Annotated in this window: 17 protein-coding genes; 15 read left to right on the forward strand and 2 right to left on the reverse strand. The window is 31.2% G+C overall.

What is annotated here, in order from left to right; all coding sequences use genetic code 11:
• Window positions 1-171 precede the first annotated feature (171 nt).
• On the reverse strand, window positions 172-1,074 hold the full coding sequence (locus tag C3E90_RS02310; protein ID WP_236913937.1) for a substrate-binding domain-containing protein: 903 nt from the start codon (window positions 1,072-1,074) through the stop codon (window positions 172-174).
• A 242-nt stretch (window positions 1,075-1,316) separates the two neighbouring features.
• On the opposite strand from C3E90_RS02310, the gene rpsF reads away from it, so the two are divergent.
• From rpsF to C3E90_RS02375, 13 genes are all read left to right on the forward strand, one after another.
• A complete protein-coding gene (rpsF, locus tag C3E90_RS02315) occupies window positions 1,317-1,601 on the forward strand; it encodes a 30S ribosomal protein S6 (protein ID WP_236913938.1) in 285 nt (94 codons plus the stop codon).
• A 20-nt stretch (window positions 1,602-1,621) separates the two neighbouring features.
• Window positions 1,622-2,053 carry a single-stranded DNA-binding protein gene (locus tag C3E90_RS02320; RefSeq protein WP_236913939.1) on the forward strand — a complete coding sequence of 144 codons (432 nt, stop codon included), beginning with the start codon at window positions 1,622-1,624 and terminating at the stop codon, window positions 2,051-2,053.
• A gap of 15 nt (window positions 2,054-2,068) precedes the next feature.
• Window positions 2,069-2,293 (forward strand): 30S ribosomal protein S18, encoded by a 225-nt coding sequence (rpsR, locus tag C3E90_RS02325; protein WP_236913940.1) that lies wholly within the window; start codon window positions 2,069-2,071, stop codon window positions 2,291-2,293.
• Between the two features lie 121 nt (window positions 2,294-2,414).
• Window positions 2,415-2,732, forward strand: coding sequence for a MazG-like family protein (locus tag C3E90_RS02330; protein ID WP_236913941.1), 318 nt, complete (start codon window positions 2,415-2,417; stop codon window positions 2,730-2,732).
• A gap of 23 nt (window positions 2,733-2,755) precedes the next feature.
• The gene (locus tag C3E90_RS02335; RefSeq protein ID WP_236913952.1) at window positions 2,756-3,694 is read left to right on the forward strand and encodes a DUF2232 domain-containing protein; all 939 of its coding nucleotides are present in this window, start codon (window positions 2,756-2,758) and stop codon (window positions 3,692-3,694) included.
• Window positions 3,695-3,714: 20 nt separating this feature from the next.
• Complete coding sequence (locus tag C3E90_RS02340; protein ID WP_236913942.1) at window positions 3,715-5,715, forward strand: DHH family phosphoesterase; 2,001 nt, start codon at window positions 3,715-3,717, stop codon at window positions 5,713-5,715.
• Window positions 5,712-6,158, forward strand: a complete 447-nt coding sequence (rplI, locus tag C3E90_RS02345; RefSeq protein ID WP_236913943.1) for a 50S ribosomal protein L9 — start codon at window positions 5,712-5,714, stop codon at window positions 6,156-6,158. Before C3E90_RS02340 ends, rplI begins: the two co-directional genes overlap by 4 nt.
• Before the next feature lie 13 nt (window positions 6,159-6,171).
• Complete coding sequence (gene dnaB / locus C3E90_RS02350; protein WP_236913953.1) at window positions 6,172-7,509, forward strand: replicative DNA helicase; 1,338 nt, start codon at window positions 6,172-6,174, stop codon at window positions 7,507-7,509.
• Window positions 7,510-7,577: 68 nt separating this feature from the next.
• Complete coding sequence (locus tag C3E90_RS02355) at window positions 7,578-8,783, forward strand: FprA family A-type flavoprotein (RefSeq protein ID WP_236913944.1); 1,206 nt, start codon at window positions 7,578-7,580, stop codon at window positions 8,781-8,783.
• A 77-nt stretch (window positions 8,784-8,860) separates the two neighbouring features.
• Window positions 8,861-9,475: a GNAT family N-acetyltransferase gene (locus tag C3E90_RS02360; RefSeq protein WP_236913945.1), complete on the forward strand. Its 615-nt coding sequence runs from the start codon at window positions 8,861-8,863 to the stop codon at window positions 9,473-9,475.
• A 233-nt stretch (window positions 9,476-9,708) separates the two neighbouring features.
• On the forward strand, window positions 9,709-10,803 hold the full coding sequence (locus tag C3E90_RS02365) for a DnaD domain protein (RefSeq protein WP_236913946.1): 1,095 nt from the start codon (window positions 9,709-9,711) through the stop codon (window positions 10,801-10,803).
• Window positions 10,803-11,798, forward strand: coding sequence for an ATP-binding protein (locus C3E90_RS02370; RefSeq protein WP_236913947.1), 996 nt, complete (start codon window positions 10,803-10,805; stop codon window positions 11,796-11,798). Before C3E90_RS02365 ends, C3E90_RS02370 begins: the two co-directional genes overlap by 1 nt.
• 185 nt (window positions 11,799-11,983) lie before the next feature.
• Window positions 11,984-13,261, forward strand: coding sequence for a YeeE/YedE family protein (locus C3E90_RS02375; RefSeq protein WP_236913948.1), 1,278 nt, complete (start codon window positions 11,984-11,986; stop codon window positions 13,259-13,261).
• Window positions 13,262-13,326: 65 nt separating this feature from the next.
• On the opposite strand, the gene C3E90_RS02380 is transcribed toward C3E90_RS02375, so the two are convergent.
• Window positions 13,327-14,220 carry a LysR family transcriptional regulator gene (locus tag C3E90_RS02380; protein WP_236913949.1) on the reverse strand — a complete coding sequence of 298 codons (894 nt, stop codon included), beginning with the start codon at window positions 14,218-14,220 and terminating at the stop codon, window positions 13,327-13,329.
• Window positions 14,221-14,535: 315 nt separating this feature from the next.
• Here C3E90_RS02380 and C3E90_RS02385 point away from each other — a divergent pair, with 315 nt between their 5' ends.
• The gene (locus C3E90_RS02385; protein WP_236913950.1) at window positions 14,536-16,245 is read left to right on the forward strand and encodes an FAD-dependent oxidoreductase; all 1,710 of its coding nucleotides are present in this window, start codon (window positions 14,536-14,538) and stop codon (window positions 16,243-16,245) included.
• Window positions 16,246-16,330: 85 nt separating this feature from the next.
• Window positions 16,331-17,677, forward strand: a complete 1,347-nt coding sequence (locus C3E90_RS02390) for an APC family permease (protein ID WP_236913951.1) — start codon at window positions 16,331-16,333, stop codon at window positions 17,675-17,677.
• Window positions 17,678-17,895: the final 218 nt, after the last annotated feature.

Below are 17,895 nucleotides of genomic sequence, written 5' to 3' on the forward strand. Positions count from 1 at the left end.
TACTATGGCAATTATAGACATAGTCGCAGATATAAAGAACACTATTTTCATAAAATTTTCAATGGATTTAGACTTCATATATTTCACCTTCATTTCTATCTTTGTTAATTTAAATTTTGAAATCAATATAGCCTAGTTAACTAAGCTATATTGATTGAAAGGGAGAGTGTCTTATTTAATTTCACTCCAATTAGTGGTTTCACCTATATAAATTGATTTTATATCATCAATACTTAAATCCTCTACAGGGTTATCATTATTCACTATTACTGCAATGCCATCTAGTGCTATGACTACAGGAGTTAATTCAGCAAGCTCAGAGTCTTTAAGTTCCCTTGAAGCCATACCTATATCAGCAGTACCTTCAATGGCAGATTGCATTCCAGCTGATGAACCAGTAGATTGAACTTCTATGGATACGCCTGAGTTTAATTCTTGATATGCTTCAACTAATTTTTCCATTAAAGGAGATACGGAAGTGGAACCTGCTATAACTAAAGTACCTTCTTCTGTGCCATTGCTTTCATAATTTGAGGCTTGTGTGTCTACTTGCACATACCCTTCTTTTGCAACAATATCTTGTCCTTCAGAGCTAAGTATGAAATCAAGAAAGTCTTTAGCCAATGGACTTAAATCCCCTTTATATGCTAAATTGAATGGCCTTGCCACTTCATAGGAACCTTCTAGTATATTTTCAGCAGTAGGTTCTACTCCGTTTACTTTGATTGCTTTTACAGTGTCATTCAATGAACCAAGGGAAATATATCCTATGCCATATTTGTCACCAGCCACTGTAGTCATTACCGCATTGGTACCATTTTGGACAATTGCTTCAGAATAAGTTCTATCTATCTCCTTGCCACTTGAATCTTTTTTTAGTATTCCAACTATTTCAATAAAGGCCCCTCTTGTACCAGAACCTTCTTCTCTAGTTACTACATTAATAGTTTTACTAGTATCAAAATCATCTTTATCATTAGAACTAGGTTCAACAGTGTTACCATTATTTGTACAACCAGTTATCACGACCATTGTTATAACAGCAATTAAAAATATACTTAGAAATTTTTTCATTAATTATTTACCTGCCTTTCTTTTCGATTTTTTATTTTCAATATTAGTTTATCGAGTATATGTAAAATCTGTTGTATTGAGAATGTAAAATTTATGTAAAATTAAGCATTAGTTGATAAAAAACAATAAAATCAAAAAAACAATATTCTATTGCATGAACAATATATTAATGATATAATTCTATAGATGTATCCTTGCCCTATTATTTAGTAGGGCCGTTAGTCCAGAAGGAGGTGAAAGATATGAGAAAATATGAAGCAGTTTTTATCTTTGTGCCAAGTCTTGAAGATGAAGCAAGAAACCAATTGTTTGACAGATTGAAAGGTATTGTAGAATCAAATGGTACTATTTCAAATGTAGATGAATGGGGAGTTAGAAAACTAGCTTATGAAATCAATGATATATCAGAAGGGTATTATATAGTAGTCAACTTTGAATCTACCCCAGAAACTGTAAAAGAGCTAGACAGAGTATGTAAAATTTCCGACAGTATAATGAGACATATGATAATTAGAGAAGATGAATAGAATTTAAGGTGGTGTTTTGGTTGAATAATGTTGTGTTAATTGGAAGGCTTACAAGAGATCCAGAATTAAGGTATATCCCCAATACAGGGACTCCAGTATCAACCTTTAGTCTAGCTGTGGATAAACCACTGTCTAGGGAGAAAAAACAGGAAATGGAAGCAAAAGGACAACCAACAGCCGATTTTATAAATATTGTCGTATGGGGAAAACAAGGGGAAAACTGTGCAAATTATCTAGCAAAGGGAAGACTTACTGCAGTTCAGGGAAGGATTCAATCTAGATCCTATGACGCTAAGGATGGTACTAGAAGGTATATAACTGAAGTTGTGGCAGAAAGAGTTCAGTTTCTAGAATGGGGAAATGACAATAGTTCCAATTTTGGTAGCTCGGATTCAGACTTTTCAGGAATAGATGGTTTCGAGCCAGTTGACGATGATAATATTCCATTCTAAGAAGGAGGGAAAACGGTGCAAAGAAGATTTAAACCAAGAAAAAGAGTTTGTAATTTTTGTGTAGATAAAGTTGAACATATAGACTATAAGGATATCAATAAATTAAAAAAATATGTTACTGAAAGAGGAAAAATTCTTCCAAGAAGAATCTCTGGTAACTGTGCAAAACATCAAAGAGAATTAACAAGAGCTGTAAAACGAGCCAGACAAATAGCACTATTGCCATATAGTGCAGACTAAGAGAGGAACAACCTCTCTTTTTTGTTTGACATATAATATTTTACTCTGTATTATTTTAATAAGACTAATTTTTTTCAAAAATCATTATCTAAGATAGGATTGCGATTAAAAGGGTGAAATTATGGACGAGAATAAAGATATGGATATAATAAAAAATTTAAGAACTATTGAATGGTTAAAAAGTGAAATATTGACTTCTATTGCTGGTTTGTATCAACTATTGGCCAGAGGAGAAGATGATATGAAAGATGATTTAGAAGATCTAATCTCAAATATTATACTTTTATCTTATCTGTTGAGTAAAAGATTGGGAATAGAATATGAAGATATAAACTCTAACCTTGAGGACAAGGTAAAATTGAATTTATTAGAAGGTCATAAAATTGAAAAATGGTATGGAGATTTAAGTGAGTTAATGGGGGTTTTGAGAAATAAATAAGAACAGGGGTGAAAGATTTGAAAATGGATTTGAAAAACAAAACTATGGAAACCGTATTTGCAATAGCAATTTCTACAATATTGATGTTAATAGGGATATATTATTTGGAATTGGTCATTTTTCTATACCCTGTCCTTTTTGTTATGTTAGGAATTAGGTATGGAATAAATTATGCAGTATTAGGTTTAATTATATCTTCCTTTTCTCTTGGGTTGATGGTAGATATGATATCTGGTGTATTCATATTTATTGGCTTTACTCCCTTAACTATATCATTAATCTATACTATGAAAATGAGGAAAAATGCTTTTACAGTTTTATCTATTTCCACTATGGCTTTTTTACTTTCCATATTATTTATAATAAGTATTATGAAAAATATGGCTGGCGTAAGTATTATCAACCAATTAGAAGAATTTTTTACTCAAATACTAAATTACCAAGTAGAGGTATTGAAGGATACAGAGCTATCAAACTATCAAATACTAAAAGTTGAGGATTTCTTAGAAAACGCTTATGATTATATTATTTTAATCATACCTTCTATATTAATGATTTTTTCATTGATAACAGCATATTTAAACTTTTTATTATCATCTTTATCCCTTAGAAGACTTGGATACGGTATAGTATCTATTCCTAAATTTTCAAGATTCAAATTGCCTAATAATATCCTATTAGGAACTGGGATTATGTTTTTAGGGACATTTATATTAAAAAAAGTGGAATTAATATATTATGAAACCGTATTATTAAATATAACGGTAATTATAACTTTTTTATTCTTTACTCAAGGTTTATCGGTTATAGACCATATGCTTATTAAAAGGAATATTAAATTAATTCTAAGGATACTCATAGTTATAGTATTTACTATAATCATACCCTTGGGATGGATTATTCCTATTATTGGAGTATTTGACACAATATTTGACATTAGGAAGTTTAGAAAATCTGCTTAATTCTCACTAGGAGGATAAACATGGATAATAAAAATTATTTTAAGTGGAAAGACGGAAAGGCCTATTTAATAATGATAGGTGGCCTAATAGCAATAATAGCCTATTATCAGCCTGTTTTAGCTATACTTTTAGCTATGGCCTTAGCTTATTTAATCTATAAATATATTGTAACCCTTCGTGATAAGGAAAGGGAATGGACTAAATATATTGAAAGTTTAGCAGAAGAATTTGATTCTGTAACTAAACATGCTGTATTCAATATGCCTTTTCCTTTAATAATGTTGGAAATGGATGGTACCATATCTTGGTATAATACTAGATTTATAGATATGATGGAAGATAAGAATATATTAAATAAGAAGATTGATGAATTCTTGCCTAAACTAAAGGTAGAAAACATTTTAAAAGATACTAATAAAGATTCATTGGAAATCGAATATAATAGCCGATATTATGAAGTCCATTACAATATAATCGATGGCAAAAAATCTATTAGCACAAAGGGTAATATTATAATGCTCTACTGGGTTGATAAGACGGAACAAGCTTTTCTTTATAATAAATATAGGGGAGAAAAGATGGCCGTATGTTTGGCTTATGTAGATAATTATGACGAAGTAAAGAGTACTACCCCCGAGATAAACAGACCTATAGTATTAGCTGAAATTGATAAAACTATAAATGCTTATGCAACCATGAATAATGGATTGGTTAGGAAATATGAAAATGACAAGTATATACTAATATTTGAGAATAGAAGTTTAAAACAGATTCAAAATAGAAAATTTGATATATTAGATCAAATAAGAGAGGTTGATAAAGGCAATTCAATATCCATAACATTGAGTATGGGTGTAGGGGTAAATGGAAAGAATCCAAATGAAAACTATGAATATGCCAGAGCGGCTATTGATATTGCTTTAGGTAGGGGTGGAGATCAAGCAGTTGTAAAGGAAAATAACAACTTAAGCTTTTATGGAGGTAAAACAAAAGCTATAGAAAAAAGAAACAAAGTTAGATCTAGAGTCATATCTCATGCTCTAATACAGCTTATAGACCAATCCGAAAAAGTATTTGTAATGGGACATAAAAATGCAGATATGGACTCTTTTGGTGCTAGTGTAGGAATAATTAGCGCTGTAAAAAGCAGGAACAAAAAAGCATACTTTGTTTTAGGAGGAATAAACCCATCTATTAAGAATATATATGATAGAATGATAGTAGAAGAACCTGAGTATTTAGACTTAATATTAAGCCCAGATAAGGCTATGGATATGGTAGATAAATCTTCTCTTTTAGTAGTAGTAGACAATCATAAACCTAGCTTTACAGAAGCTCCAGAACTATTGGATTTAACGGATAAAGTGGTATTAATTGATCACCATAGGAGAGGAGCTGAATTTATTAAAGATCCTGTTTTGACCTATTTAGAACCTTATGCTTCATCAACTTGTGAATTAGTTACAGAAATACTTTACTATATGTCAGATAAGATGGAAATGACTAAATTTGAAGCAGATGCCTTGTTAGCTGGGATAACAGTAGATACTAAGAACTTTACATTCCAAACGGGAGTAAGAACCTTTGAGGCTGCTTCCATATTAAAAAGGGCAGGGGCAAATACTACCAACGTAAGGCAATTTTTTAGGGATGATTTTAAAACATTTTTGTATAAAGCTGAAGTAGTTAAAAATTCTAAGATTGTATTTGAAGAAATTGCTATTGGTACATTAGAGAGGGATATGGAGGATTCTATTCTGATAGCAGCTCAATCTGCCAATGATTTATTGAACATAAAGGGAGTAGAAGCTAGTTTTGTTCTAACCTTGTGGGAAGGAAGAGTTCATATAAGTGGTAGGTCTTTAGGAAATATATCCGTTCAATTAATCCTTGAGAGATTGGGAGGAGGAGGTCATTTAACAAGTGCAGGAACTCAAATAGAGGGTAGAACTATAGGACAGGTAGAAGATATGCTTATTAAAGCTATAGACGAATATTTAAAGGAAGGTGAAGGAGAATGAAAATAATTTTATTAGAGGATGTAAAAGGATTAGGTAAAGCAGGAGAATTGGTTAATGCCAAAGATGGATATGCAAGAAACTTTTTATTTCCAAGAAATTTAGCCATTGAAGCTACTCCTGGAAATATGCAAAAATGGGAAGAAAGAAAAAAACTCCAAGAAGCAAAAGACAAGGAAGAATATGAAAAAGCCATTGAAATAAAGGAGAAAATTCAAAAATTGACTGTTGAGCTAAAAGGAAAAGCAGGAGAAGGAGGCAGACTTTTTGGTTCAATTACATCTAAGGATATTTCTGAAGCATTGATGAAACAACATAAAATAAATATTGATAGGAGAAAGATAGAATTAAAAGATAATATCAAATCATTAGGTGTAACTACTGTTGAAGTAAAAGTTTATCCAGAAATTTCTGCTAACTTAAAAGTGAATGTAATAGAAGGATAATGGGGTGATTTAAATAGAAGCGTATGCATTGGGGAAAATCCCACCTCATAGTTTAGAAGCAGAACAATCGGTTTTAGGAGCTATGATATTAAACAAAGAAGCTATAAATACAGCTATAGAGCAGCTTCATCCAGAGGATTTTTATAAAGAAGCAAATAAGGAAATATTCGAAGCAATAATAGAATTATTTAATAGAAATGAACCAGTGGATCTTATTACTTTATCAGAAGAATTAAGGAAAAGAGGAACTTTAGAAAAGCTAGGAGGGGTTACTTATCTAGCTGAATTATCAGGTGGAGTAGCTATAACCTCTAATGTAAAGTACTATTGCGATATAGTAGAGGAAAAATCCATCTTAAGGCGTTTAATAAAATCCTGTGATGAAATATTGACGAAAAGCTATGAAGATAGTGAAGAAATAAATAGTATAATCGAACAAGCGGAAAAGAACATATTCGATATTACTCAAGGGCGGCATAGAGAAGGCTTTGCTCCTTTGAAAGAGGTATTATTGGACAGCTTTACGAGGATAGAAGAAATGGCAGCCCACCAAGGAGAATTAACTGGACTTACTACTGGTTTCATAGATATAGATCAGAAATTATCTGGAATGCAAAAATCAGACCTTATCCTCTTAGCTGCAAGGCCTTCTATGGGTAAAACTGCTCTGGGGATTAATATTGCCACTAATTCATCCATTAAAGCAGAGGCAAGCGTAGCCATATTTTCTTTAGAGATGTCTAAAGAACAGTTGGTTCAGAGAATGATTAGTTCCGTGTCTCATGTAGATTTACAAAAAATAATTAGTGGAAGATTAAATGAAGATGAATGGATTAAAATAATAGATGCCATGGGGCCTTTGTCTCAAGCAAAAATATTTATAGATGATACTGCAGGAATATCCCTCACTGAGATGAAAGCTAAATGTAGAAGGTTAAAGATTGAAAGGGGTTTGGACTTAATTGTAATAGATTATTTACAATTGATGCAATCAGATAGTAGACAAGAGAATAGGCAACAGGAGATATCTTCTATATCTAGAGGTCTTAAAGCCTTGGCAAAGGAAATGAATTGTCCTGTAATAGCTTTATCGCAACTCTCCCGTGCACCAGAACTTCGTTCTGACCATAGACCTATCCTTTCAGACCTAAGGGAGTCTGGAGCTATAGAACAAGATGCTGACGTTGTGCTTTTTCTATATAGAGATGAATACTACAATAATGATACAGACAAGAAAAATATTGGTGAAGTAATAATTGCAAAGCACAGAAACGGACCAACTGGAATCGTAGAATTAGTTTGGAAGAAAGAATTTACTAAATTCCTAAATAAAGAGAATATAAGAGGGTAGTTAATTAATAATACAGTTGGGTAAGTATATCATTAACAGCAGTATAATGGTAGTAGGGAGGTTTATTTATGGATGATAAGATTTTAACCATAAATGATAGTGTGAAATGGATTGGGATATTAGACCCAGGGCTGGTAACCTTTGATGTGGTAATGGAAACCAAATATGGAACCACCTATAATTCTTATTTTATCGACGCAGATAAAAAAGCTATTATAGAAACATCTAAGGAACCTTTTAAGGATGTATATTTAGATAAAATAAAGAGATTAGTGGATTTTGAAGATATAGATTATATAATCCTAAACCACACAGAACCAGATCATTCAGGTAACTTAACCCATTTATTGGATGTAGCTACCAATGCAACAGTAGTGGGTAGTAAATCAGCTATTAATTTTTTAAAGAATATGGTAGATAAAGAGTTTAAGCATATGATTGTCTCCCATGGAGATAGGTTAAGTCTAGGCAACAAAACACTTAAGTTTATTTCTGCCCCATTTTTGCATTGGCCAGATACCATGTTCACCTATCTGGAAGAAGATAAAATTCTATTTACCTGTGATGTCTTTGGATGTCATTATTGCGATGAAAGAATGTTTGATAATTTAGTGGATAATTTTGATGATGCTTTTGAATACTACTTCAGGGTAATATTAAAGCCCTTTAGTAACCATATGTTAGAAGCTATAGACAAAATTAAGGATTTAGAGATTCAAACAATTTGCCCGGGACATGGCCCAATACTACGTTCTAATTGGGAAAAATATGTAGAATGGTCTAAAGAGATGGCAAAAGAGACGGAAAAAAAGATAGAAAAACATAAAGTATTTATACCTTATGTATCTGCTTACGGGAATACAAGAAAAATAGGAGAAAAAATTGCAGAAGGTATACAGATGGTAGGGGATATTGAGGTAGAATTAATGGATATAGAATTAATTGATGTAACCAGTCTAGAAGAAAAAATAGATAAAAGCACAGCTATACTAATAGGTTCCCCAACCATAAACCAAAATACTTTAAGACCAATATATGACTTATTTGCAGTAATAAATCCTGTTAGAAATAGGGGTAAATTAGCAGGTGCTTTTGGCTCCTACGGCTGGAGTGGGGAAGCAGTAAAAATTATTCAAGAAAATCTTAAAAATTTGAAACTAAAGGTATATGATGATGGTTTAAGATGTTGTTTTATACCTTTTGAAGATTCTTCTCAAGAAGCTGTAGAATATGGAAAAGGTTTTGGGAAAAAATTATTGGAAAACAAGATATAGGACTAATACTTCGAAGAAGATTTAATTTTCTTCGAAGTATTAATTTCATTAATAATAGAATGAAAAGAGGAATTTTGATGGAGATAATGGGAGAAAGGATAAGAATAGCTCCTCTAACATTAGAGGATGCTTATTCTATGAAAAATTGGGGAACTCATAAAAATCCTTTGCTTTCTGACTATAATTTACCTTCATTAAATGATGAAGAAATAAAAGAATGGTATAATTATAAAACGGGCAGCAAAAATAAAAAGTATTATAGTGTTTTCAACGAAGAAAATAGGCTCATTGGTTATATGGGTATTAAAAGCATAAGAAGGATTTTTAAAGATTCAGTATTAGGAATAGCATTTGATCCTAATTATGTAAATCAAGGCTATGGTACAGAAACAATTATTACTTTTTTAGATTATTATTTCAATGAGATGAAGATGAAAAAAATGTTTTTAGAGGTGGCTGAATTCAATAAAAGAGCTATAAGATGCTATGAAAAAACTGGGTTTAAAAAAATAGATAGATATTTAGCTAAGTTTTTTAATCAAAGGATTGATTTAGAAAACATTTACTTTATTAATGAAAAATCTTCTTTTGTAATAGAAGAAGGAAAGGTATATAATTATATTTACAAAATGAAAATAGATAGTAATACATATAAAAAAGCGAGGGAAGAAGTAGACGAACTGCCTATATAGCTTATTGTATAGCAGAAGAAATGAAATTAAGTGAAGAGGATATAGTAGATTTCATGCTTATTATTCAAAATTGATACTAAAGCAAGTAGAAGGTATAGACGACATAGCAGAATGGGCTGGGAATGAAACCTAAATGGCCATATCCATAATGGAAGGCATGGCAGATAGGGGAGAAATATGTAACAGTATGTTGTCCGATTTTAAACAAGTAATATTATCTTAGAGGTGGAGATATGGGTTTTATAATTGAAACTACGGATATTGATTTAGGTGATACACCCATTGAAAATATATTTATAAATGATTTTATGCCTATGGCCAATGGTACTTATGTAAAGGTATATCTATTGGGGTACAAATATGCCTATGATAAAGATGAGACCATTGAAGTAGACAATAAAACCATTGCAAAACATTTGGATATACCTTTATCCGATGTATTAAATGCTTGGGATTTTTGGGAAAACAAAGGGATAATTGAAAAAATATTTTTAGATAAAGACAATAAATTTAATTACAATATAAAATTTTTGAATTTAAAACAGCTCTATATAAAGAACAATTATAAACCAATTAATATTGGAGAAGAAATGATAACAAAATCTTACACCTGTTCTGTAGAGGATTTAGTGGATGCCAATCAGATACCTGCTATCAATGAGATGTTTAATCAAATTGATTATATTATGAGAAGGCAACTAGTACCTAATGAAAAGCAAAAAGTACTAGAGTGGATATACAACTATAATATGAATCCTGATATTATAGTTAAAGCATTTTTTTATGGCATAGAAAAGAAAGGCAAAAGGAATATTAATTATGTGGGAGGAATAATTAGAAATTGGTATGATCAAGGAATAACAAATGTGGAAGCTATGCAGGAGCATTTCAAAGAAACAGATGAAAGATACTTTAGATATGAACAAGTTATGAAATATTTAGGTTATGGCAATAGAATGCCTAGTGTAGCAGAAATGAAAGTTATAGATAAATGGTTTGAAGAATATGGGCTTACTATGGAAGTAGTCCTTAGAGGATGCGAAAATTCTAAAAAGACTTCTAATCCAAGTATTAACTATATAGATGGAATTTTGACTTCGTGGCATCACAAGGGGATTAAGGCTGTTGATGAAATAGAAGAAAAGGATAGACCTCCTGAAAGGAAAGAACATAAAAATAGCAAGATAGATAAACGTCCAAAATCAGTAAAAACTAGATTCCATAATTTTGAACAGAGAACCTCTAATTATACTGCTGAAGAATTAGAAGAGATAGTTCGAAGGAAACGAGAAGAATATTATTTCAAAAATAAAGGAGAAAGTAAGTGATGTATGATCAAATATTAAGGGATATCTTAATAGAATATGAAAAGAAAAGGGATAGGGCAGCTTATAAAAAGAAGATAAGAACTGAAAAAGTCTATAATAAAGTGCCTAAAATAAGGGAAATAGATAAATCCATATTAAAAACTGGATTACTTATGTCGAAAGCAGTAATTCAAAACCCTGAAAACTATGAAGAAAATATTAGAAAAGTTAAGGATAGGATAGAAAAGTTAAAAATGGAAAAAGCTTATCTACTTACAGAGAACAATATTCCCTTAGATTATCTAGATACTTACTATGAATGTAATGAATGTAATGATACAGGATATTTACCTAATGGAGATAAATGTAATTGTCTAAAACAAACTCTTATTAGTAGAGCCTATAAGATGTCCAATATTGAAAATGTTTTAAAGAAGGAAAATTTTCAAACCTTCAATATTAACATATTTCCAGATGAACCCATAGAAGGAGAAAGTATGACTCCTAGAGAAAATATGGCGAATATTACCAGTATAAGTGAAGGTTTTGTCAATAATTTTGATGAAAACAATGAAGAAAATTTATTATTTTATGGGTCTACTGGATTAGGAAAAACCTTTATGTGTAATTGTATTGCAAAAGCTTTATTGGACAAAAATAAAATGGTTATATATCAAACTGCATTTAGAATATTGGAGATTATTGAAAAACGTAGGTTTGGTAGAGATTTAGATAGATTTAATCATTGGGATTACGATTTACTATTTCAAGCAGATCTTTTAATCATAGATGACTTAGGAACTGAACTATCTAATGCTTTTACTAATGCAGAAATATTTAATATTGTCAATACCAGATTAATAAATAATTCTAAAACCGTTATTTCTACAAATTTAACCCCAAAAGAAATTTCTGATACATATACGGATAGAGTATTTTCTAGAGTATTAGAAAGATTTATTCCTTTAAGATTTTTTGGCCCTGACTTAAGGTACTATAGGTGGGAAGCCAAATAGGATAACGAAGAAAGCGTCTATTTAATTAAATAGATGCTTTTTCTTGTTATAACATAATCTTATTATGCATAATTCTTATTTATTATACTTAACCATATGGGCATGTTAGAATAAAAACAAATGGATATTATTTTAACGAATTACTTAATTATTTAAGGCGTAGGCCATTAAAAGGAGGATTATTGATGAAAAAAAATCAAGTATTCATTGGCATCCTAGTTTTAATTCTTATGGTTATCTTTGCAGTTTATCAGTATTCTAAGAGTAGCAATTTAGCTTTGTTTTTAATTACAGGATTGGCATTAGGCTACATATTTACAAGATCTAGATATGGCTTTGCCGGTGGAGTTAGAAAAATTTATTTTACTGGCGATGGTTCTTTAACAAAAGCATTATTATTAATGTTTGCCCTATCCATGATAGCAACAGTAGGAATACATTATGGTGCAGCTCAAAAGGGTGCAGTTACAGCTTTTAATGCAGCAGAAGGAGATGCAATAATACCAGGGACAGGTTTTGTCCAAAAAGCAAGCCTTTCCACCATTATTGGAGGAATTTTATTTGGAATAGGTATGATATTTGGAGGAGGATGTGCCTCTGGAACCTTAACGGATACTGGTGAAGGGGAAGCTAAAGGTTGGATAGTTCTATTATTCTTCTGTATAGGAGGAGTCTTTGGAACAGCTATGGACTCTTGGTGGAAGGAAAGTTTCTTCTCCCAAGCTGGAATTAGAGTTTATCTGCCAGATGTATTTGGATATGTAGGTACTATAATAGTTTCTTTACTTCTTTTACTCTTAATTTACGTAATAACTAATAAATATGAAGATAAAAGAAAAAAAGAAGGAACTCAAAACAAAGAAGTCTATGAAGATTGGCAAAAACCCCTTCCTGAACTTAAAGAATATAAATTTTTTAGTAAGGAAACCTATCATAAAATGTTTGTGGAAAGATGGTCTTTTTATACTGGTGCAGTATTAACAGCTTTAATATTTATATTTATAATCAATACAACAGGAACTAGTTGGGGAGTATCTGGCCCGTATACCCTATGGGGAGTATGGCTTTTTGAAAAGGTTGGAATAGACTTTGGATCTATGCCTGCTTTTAAAGGTATTGTAGATACGGTAAATAATGGGCTTTTAAACCATCCAGTTACAATTAGAAACATAGGGATGATATTTGGTTCTGCCATAGCATTATTATTAGCAGGTAACTTTAAATTCAATTTTGATTTCAAAGGAAAAGATGCCCTTTTCTATGCCATAGGTGGTATATTGATGGGATATGGAGCTAAAGTTGCTGGAGGCTGTAATGCTGGAGCTCTTTATTCGGGTTTAAGTAATTTTTCTCTTTCAGGCTGGTTCTTTTTGGTGGCTATGACTGTAGGAGGAATTATTGGTTCTAGAATTTATGAAAATGTATTTCTTAAAGATAAAAAAGAAGTAATAGCTGAAAAATAGAAGATATAGAGATGGTGGTATACTACCATCTCTATATCTTCTTTCTTTAATGTAATGGATTAATTCTAATAACAAAAACATCTTTTACTTGAAGTGATGAACTTTTTAAATATTTTCTCATAACCAGTAAATTCATAATTTTTTCTATATGCTAGATAGTAATTAAAGTTTGAGTCAAAATTTTGAATATTGATTTTCTTCAAAATTCCTCTTCTCAAATCCTGCTTTACCACAATATTTGGCAAGAAGGCAAATCCTCGTCCAGATGAAACTGCAGATTTAATTGATTCAGGGGAATTAAAAGAAAGTACAGTATTTAAATTATCTATGCTTATTAAATGTTTTGACAGTATATTAGCCAATAACCATCTGTTAGTTGAGTTTTCTTCCCTTAAAATAAGTGGAATATCCATCATCTCATCTATGGTAATATTGTCAAAGTCTGTTTTAGGACCACCTACTAGTATTAGTTCATCAGAGAGTATTGGAAGGGTTATAATACTATCTAATTCATAGGAACCAGTAACAATGCCCATATTGCTTTCATGGGATAATAATTTTTCTATAACTGTATCAGAATTATATACTTCTAATTTTACATCCACATCCGTATATATTTCTTTAAAAGTATAAAGACTACAAGGTAGCACATATTCTCCTAGGCTTTTACAGGCAACTATAGAAAGAGTTTTTTTAGATTTTTCCAAATTTTTAATAGATTTTTTTATATTTTTTTGTATGGAAAGCATAGTAGTAGCATGTTCAAAAACTATCTTTCCTTCCTCAGTAAGTTCAACCCCTTTATTACTTCTAATTAACAGCTGAGCTCCTACTTCATCTTCTAAATTTTGAATCTGCATACTTAACCCCGGTTGGGTAAGATGCAATTGCTTTGCCGCTTTAGATATACTGTTATGTTTTACAGTAACATAAAAGGATTTTAAATAATCCAAATTCATTATCTTCACATCCTAATATTAGATTTTATGTACTAGATTTTTTGCTGGGATTTAGCATATAAAAAAGAGTTATCATGTATAATGACTATTTATTGTATTAAATGTTATTTATGCAGTAATATATAAAGTAAGTTAATTAAATATCTAACTAATCAATTGTTTTTTATGAAGGCTTGTATATATTATATCATATATTTGGATAAAGTTTTTATTATACATTAAGTATTTTAAATATATAACAAATCAAATAAATACTACATTTATCCAATCTACATTATTGGTATGGTGTAGAAAAATTAAAGGGGGATTTTTAACATGGTAAAAAAACCAAAAAGAGTTTTAGTAGTGGGCGGTGTAGCAGGTGGAGCTTCTGCTGCAGCAAGAATAAGAAGGTTAGATGAAGAATGTGAAATAATAATGTTTGAAAGAGGACCCCATGTATCTTTTTCAAACTGTGCATTACCTTTCCATCTAAGCGGTTTAATTGAGGACCATGAAGATTTAGTTCTTATGAAACCTGATGATTTTTATAATCAGTATAGAATAGACGCAAGGGTATATAATGAAGTTATCGACATAGACAGGGAAAAGAAAGAGGTAAAGGCAAGAAATGTAGTAACAGGAGAAGAGTATAATGAATCCTACGATAAACTAATTCTTTCTCCAGGAGCAAATCCTATAGTTCCACCCTTTGAAGGCATGGATGAAGTTAATGTATTCACCATTAGAAATGTAGTGGATATAGCAAAATTAAATGTATTTATAAAGGAAAACCATTGCAATGATGTTACGGTAATAGGTGGAGGATTTATTGGAATAGAAGCAGCGGAAAATCTAAAGTTAGCTGGATACAATGTAACCATAGTAGAAGCTATGCCACAAATAATGAGACCTTTTGACTATGATATGGTGCAGATACTACACAAGGAAATAATAGATAATGGTATAGATTTAATTGTAAATGATAAGGTGGAAAGGTTCGAAAAGGATACAGTAATTCTAGAATCGGGTAAAAGAATTTACTCAGAAGCAGTAGTTATGGCTATAGGAGTAAGTCCAGAAACTACTTTAGCTAAAAAAGCTGGTTTAGAATTAGGAAAAACTGGAGCAATTGCTGTAAACCAAAACTTTAGAACTTCAGACCCTGATATATATGCGGTAGGAGATGCTATAGAAGTTTATAATAGATTGCTTCATACTCAAAGCAAATTGGCATTAGCAGGGCCAGCTCAAAAACAAGCTAGGGCAGCAGCAGATCACATTTATGGAAGGCCTGTAAACAACACTGGGGTAATAGGTTCTTCTGTAATAAAAATATTTGATTATAATGGTGCTTCTACAGGTTTAACAGAAGGTTTGATTAAAGCTACTAATATGCAAGTGGACTATGATACGGTAATGATAATACCTAATGATAAAGTAGGTATTATGCCAGATAGTGAACCTTTACATTTTAAATTGATATTTGAGGTACCTACAGGAAGGGTATTAGGGGCTCAAGCTATAGGAAAAGGGAATGTAGACAAAAGAATAGATGTTATAGCTACATTGATTAAATTTAATGGTACTTTAGAGGACTTAAAGGATTTAGAACTATGCTATGCACCACCTTTTGGGACCGCTAGAGATGTGGTAAATTTTGCAGCACTAGTAGGATTAAATATACTTCATAGCTGCTTCAAGCAAGTTCACGTTGATGAAGTAAGGGGTTTAGTAGAAAGTGGAGCTTATATAATAGATGTTAGGGATAAGGACGAATACAAAAAAGGACATATTGTAAATGCAGTAAATATACCATTAGGTGAAATTAGGGATAGAGTAGATGAAATTCCAAAGGATAGGCCAGTCTATCTACACTGTAGATCAGGACAAAGGTCTTATAATGCAGTAATGGCATTACAACATTTAGGATTTGATAATGTATATAATGTATCAGGTAGTTTTATGGGATTATCTTTCTTTGAATATTATAATGATAAGACAACTGAAAGAAAACCGATTGTAACTGATTATAATTTCGAATAATTTATTAGCCTTAATTAAAGGTTATGCAGAAATATGAAATATTTCTGCATAACCTATTGTATGAAAATGGAAAAGGTGAAATAAAATGAAATCAAAGTTAAATAAGATAGATGTATTTTCTATAGTTTTAGGTTCCATAATTGGCTGGGGTTCCTTTATGTTGCCTGGAACAAAGTTTTTAAAAGAGGCAGGAGTAATAAACACAACCATAGGGCTGACTTTAGGTGCATTGTTCATAATAACCATTCAAAGTTCTTATTATGTTATGCTTGAAAATCACAATGATGAAGGGGGAGAATTTTCCTTTGCCTATAAACATTGTGGTAGAAATCATGGATTTGTAGTTGGATGGTTTTTGTTATTAGCATATTTGACCATTATTCCACTAAATGGCACTGCTTTTCCCTTAGTTATTAGAAAGATATTTGGGGATGTGCTGCAATTTGGATATCTATATAGTATTGCAGGATATGAGGTATACATTGGAGAGGTTATAATATCAAGTCTAATAGTTTTATTATTTGCTTATGTGAATATTAAAGGAATAAAGGAATCTGCAAAGGTACAAAACGTAATTGCTCTTACTTTGGTCTTATTGGTATTTATCGTGTTTATTGCAATGTTTTTGAAGGTAGACAGGACTAGTTTTTATAATAACTATATATATAATTACAAATTTGATTTAGGCGGAATGTTAAAAATATTTGCTATAACCCCCTTTGCTTTTGTAGGATTTGACAATGTTCCTCAGATATGTAAGGAGTTTGACTTTGGTGCTAAAAAAGCTTCTTTAATTGCAGTGGCTTCAGTAGCTATTGGAAGCTTAATATATTCTATACTCAATATGACTACGGGTCTGGTATATTCCCCACAAGAAGCAGTAAAGCTAGATTGGGCATTAGGATCTGGAGTATTATCAATTTTAGGAAGATTTGGATTCTTATTATTGGTCATAGCATTATCTGCAGCAGTCACATCGGGAATCAATGGATTTATGATATCTACTAGTAAACTTATGGGTTCTATATCTAACCACCATATGGTGCCAAAAAAATATGCCTACATAAATGAAAATGGAGTATTTAAAAATGCAATTCTTTTTGCAACTGGTATAAGCTTAATAGCACCTTGGTTTGGCAGAGAAGTTATACTATGGATAGTGGATATGTCTTCTTTAGGAGCAGCTATAGCTTATTTTTATGTTTGTTTCATAGCATTTAGATTGGGAAAGACCATGTTTAGAAAAGTTATGTCCATTTTGGGAGTAGTAGCTTCTTTACTAACGGTGGCTTTATTAATAGTACCATCATCGCCTGCAGCACTAGGTAGGGAATCTAGAATAGCTTTAGTCCTTTGGATAATATTAGGAATTGTATTTTATATAAAAGTAGTCTCTTCATTAAAAGTTCAAACCTCTAAGGATAATGTATAATTTTATCAACGAAGAAGCTGTAGAATATTCTACAGCTTCTTCGTTTTCATAACCCTATAAAGTAATGTTTATCAACTGATTTGTGATAAAATAATAATATGACTATTTGTTATTAAGAGAGACCAGCTAATTAAAGTCAATAGATTTTAGCAAAATAATATTAAATATTTTTTGAAAAACTAATAATAAAAAAATGCACACCTAATAAACCAATGATT

The organism is Clostridium sp. Cult2, from assembly GCF_021655075.1.
Classification (GTDB): Bacteria; Bacillota; Clostridia; order Tissierellales; family Tepidimicrobiaceae; genus Schnuerera.

Bases quoted from the DNA above. Each gene is read 5' to 3' on its own strand.
- C3E90_RS02365 (WP_236913946.1), top strand. From the start codon at position 9,709: ATGGGTTTTATAATTGAAACTACGGATATTGATTTAGGTGATACACCC.
- C3E90_RS02340 (WP_236913942.1), top strand. From the start codon at position 3,715: ATGGATAATAAAAATTATTTTAAGTGGAAAGACGGAAAGGCCTATTTA.
- C3E90_RS02370 (WP_236913947.1), top strand. From the start codon at position 10,803: ATGTATGATCAAATATTAAGGGATATCTTAATAGAATATGAAAAGAAA.
- C3E90_RS02335 (WP_236913952.1), top strand. From the start codon at position 2,756: ATGGATTTGAAAAACAAAACTATGGAAACCGTATTTGCAATAGCAATT.
- C3E90_RS02375 (WP_236913948.1), top strand. From the start codon at position 11,984: ATGAAAAAAAATCAAGTATTCATTGGCATCCTAGTTTTAATTCTTATG.
- C3E90_RS02355 (WP_236913944.1), top strand. From the start codon at position 7,578: ATGGATGATAAGATTTTAACCATAAATGATAGTGTGAAATGGATTGGG.
- C3E90_RS02310 (WP_236913937.1), bottom strand. From the start codon at position 1,074: ATGAAAAAATTTCTAAGTATATTTTTAATTGCTGTTATAACAATGGTC.
- rpsF (WP_236913938.1), top strand. From the start codon at position 1,317: ATGAGAAAATATGAAGCAGTTTTTATCTTTGTGCCAAGTCTTGAAGAT.
- C3E90_RS02360 (WP_236913945.1), top strand. From the start codon at position 8,861: ATGGAGATAATGGGAGAAAGGATAAGAATAGCTCCTCTAACATTAGAG.
- C3E90_RS02380 (WP_236913949.1), bottom strand. From the start codon at position 14,220: ATGAATTTGGATTATTTAAAATCCTTTTATGTTACTGTAAAACATAAC.
- C3E90_RS02330 (WP_236913941.1), top strand. From the start codon at position 2,415: ATGGACGAGAATAAAGATATGGATATAATAAAAAATTTAAGAACTATT.
- C3E90_RS02385 (WP_236913950.1), top strand. From the start codon at position 14,536: ATGGTAAAAAAACCAAAAAGAGTTTTAGTAGTGGGCGGTGTAGCAGGT.
- rplI (WP_236913943.1), top strand. From the start codon at position 5,712: ATGAAAATAATTTTATTAGAGGATGTAAAAGGATTAGGTAAAGCAGGA.
- C3E90_RS02390 (WP_236913951.1), top strand. From the start codon at position 16,331: ATGAAATCAAAGTTAAATAAGATAGATGTATTTTCTATAGTTTTAGGT.